This is a genomic window from Leclercia sp. M50, from assembly GCF_037150775.1.
Classification (GTDB): domain Bacteria; phylum Pseudomonadota; class Gammaproteobacteria; order Enterobacterales; family Enterobacteriaceae; genus Enterobacter.
In genome coordinates, this window is record NZ_JBBCPK010000204.1 from 1 (window position 1) to 2,622 (window position 2,622).

Annotated in this window: 2 protein-coding genes and 1 pseudogene; all 3 read right to left on the reverse strand. The window is 32.7% G+C overall.

Features of this window, described 5'->3' with window-relative positions; translation table 11 throughout:
- Nucleotides 1–181: hypothetical protein (locus WFM46_RS23470; protein ID WP_336998696.1), on the reverse strand; the 181-nt coding region annotated here is incomplete at its 3' end.
- A gap of 554 nt (nucleotides 182–735) precedes the next feature.
- A complete protein-coding gene (locus WFM46_RS23475) occupies nucleotides 736–1,983 on the reverse strand; it encodes a plasmid recombination protein (protein ID WP_142485374.1) in 1,248 nt (415 codons plus the stop codon).
- A gap of 202 nt (nucleotides 1,984–2,185) precedes the next feature.
- A pseudogene (locus WFM46_RS23480) lies at nucleotides 2,186–2,622 on the reverse strand (hypothetical protein); the annotation flags it as partial.

A 2,622-nucleotide genomic window follows, 5' to 3' on the forward strand; every position in this document is an offset into this window, starting at 1 on the left:
TTTCTAAAAACAAAATAACGAAATCGTTTTTTATACTTACTTTATTGTCACTTTGAATAACAACTGTAGCTTTAATATCTCCTTCCTGCTGCATTTCTTCTACTTTATCTTTTATTTTTTTTCTGTTTAATATTTCTGTTATATCTTCGATGTTTTCGTGTACTTGACTGTTTGTAATCATATTTATTTCTCCTTGTCTTTATAAATATATATATGTTTTAACCGATCATATATATAAGTCAATAGAAAAATCCAAAAAAACATAACTTTTTCCATTTTACTGGAATCCAGTCCAAAAAGGAAAAGTTATGTGAATCCATAGATCTAGTTATGTGAATCCATAACAAAAGTTATGTAGATTCATAGGAAAAGTTATGTGAATCCATAACTTTTTTAGGACTAAAGCCTTGGGAGAGTAGGCTTAGAGGGGTGGTTAAGAAGTAAGATAATAAGAACATAAGAAAGGAAAACCGCCCTCGCCGGGCAGGCCAACCCCTCGAACCACAGGAGCAAGCTCCTGCAGTTCTCACGGTTACGATATTTTTCTTATCGTTTTAGCATCAAATCATATCAATGTATTTGCATTTTTTCTTTGTAAGTTATTGATATTTATATATATTCCATTGCGTGCAAAACCACTTTTTCGGGATAAATCCCCATATCTGCCAGTCTTTGACTGTCAGGCCGCTTTTAGTGGTGTCTCATACACCACAGAGGCGGCAAGAGATGAATGTTCTACATTCGAGGTCTTTTCCTGTATCCATCTTGCTGCTGAATAGAAAGCTCCTGAGCTTTCGGCTCATGGTTATAGCTTTCTCCTTTTGGTCTTGGTTTATTTATTTCAGCTTCCATTTTTTTATATTCATCAGGAAAACGATCCTTCATTTTTTCACTTGTTATTTTATATTGCTGAAGCTCTTTATTTTCTTCTCTCAATGATAAGTTTTCCACTTCTAAAATATCATTGTTTTTTTTAAGCTCTTTATTTTCATTATTTAAAAAGTAAACTTCTTTTGATTTTTCTTTTTTTTCGTTAACTGCTTTTTCTGTTTCTTTTTTTTGAGAGTAATATTCTTTTTTAAATGCTTTATGCTTTTTTTGCTGTTCATTTCTTTGGCTTTTAACAACTCCTATTTCTTCATCTTTTTCCTCTAGCTTTTTTTTAAAACCATCAGTGTAATATTTATATTTAGCTCCTATTTTTGCGATCCAGCCCCAGCCTTTTGACTGTTCTACTGAATAGTCAAAACCTTCTTTTTTACCTATCTGAATAGCTTGATCCTTTAATAGACTAATATTTTTTATTTCTTCTGATTGCTTTAATGCATATTCTTTTCTTGCCTTCCATTCCTCACGGGTCAAGCGTTCACGCTTTGGCCCGGTTTTTGTCATTCCATGATTTATTGCAACTTTATTATAAAAGTCTTCTTGAAACTCTTTCATAGCTTCAATATAGACTTTATTCTGCTCGCCTTTAAGCAACTTTGAGTTTTCTTTTTTAGCTTCCAATATAGCTTTTTTACCGTCGTGTATTTCATCAAACTTTTGCCCAAGCTTTGGAACAGAGTAAAAATGTATATGTAGATTAGATTCGTCCCTATGCTCTATAACAGATTTTAAATTCTCACCGTATTTATCTTTTAAATATTTAATAGAGTCATCTCTAAAAGCTTTCCAATCCTCCTCTGTACGGCCTTCAGGGAAGGATATAACACCAGCGAGTAAACAGGAGCCGTCTTTACGAAGCTTTCTTCCAGAAGCGTCTACAGACGTCTCAGCCCATTTTTGAGCCATATCTGCAGCTGCATAAGCATCCACACCAAAAAGAACTGTAGGTTCTTGTGGATGCTCTACGTGTTTACAGTCTTCATCATTTCGCATAGCTTCACCTGCGATCTGATGAATATTCCATTTTGTACTTTTCCCTTTTTGATTTGATCCCACTCTTGCGTAAGATTCAATATGTATAAACTGATAGCTCATTATGTCCTCCAAAATATATTTTTCCTATATGTTTGTAACTATCAGAAATAGGTTTGCTAGTAAAGCATAGTGACCGACTATGCTTATCTAACGATAAGCGTCGGTCTTGCCGGAGGCTAAAGAAAAAAACAGAAATCCCCAAACATTATAAATCTATGATTTATGATGTTTAGGGATTCAGCAAGCGTAGCGCGGTAGTGTATTAATATGATCTATCAAACAAATCATTTTCTAACTGTGATTTTTTTAAGTTCTCTCTTTTGTCTGCTGGTAATCTATGTTTCAAACCTTTCATAACCAGATTAGAATTTATATACATATTTTTTTCATCATCAAGAACTAACACTCCTTTTTGTTTTAGTTTACTAAATATTGCTGAAACATTAGAGCTTTTCATATCTAAAGCAACACATACAGATTTTTGATTTAAAGTGAGTAAGTTTCCATATTCCATTTTTTTTAGAATATATATTAATACTCTAAGTTCTGTAGTTGTTAGTTTTAGCTGGGTTATTAAGCGATCGAAGTTTTCTAAAAACAAAATAACGAAATCGTTTTTTATACTTACTTTATTGTCACTTTGAATAACAACTGTAGCTTTAATATCTCCTTCCTGCTGCATTTCTTCTACTTTATCTT

Bases quoted from the DNA above. Each gene is read 5' to 3' on its own strand.
- WFM46_RS23475 (WP_142485374.1), bottom strand. From the start codon at position 1,983: ATGAGCTATCAGTTTATACATATTGAATCTTACGCAAGAGTGGGATCA.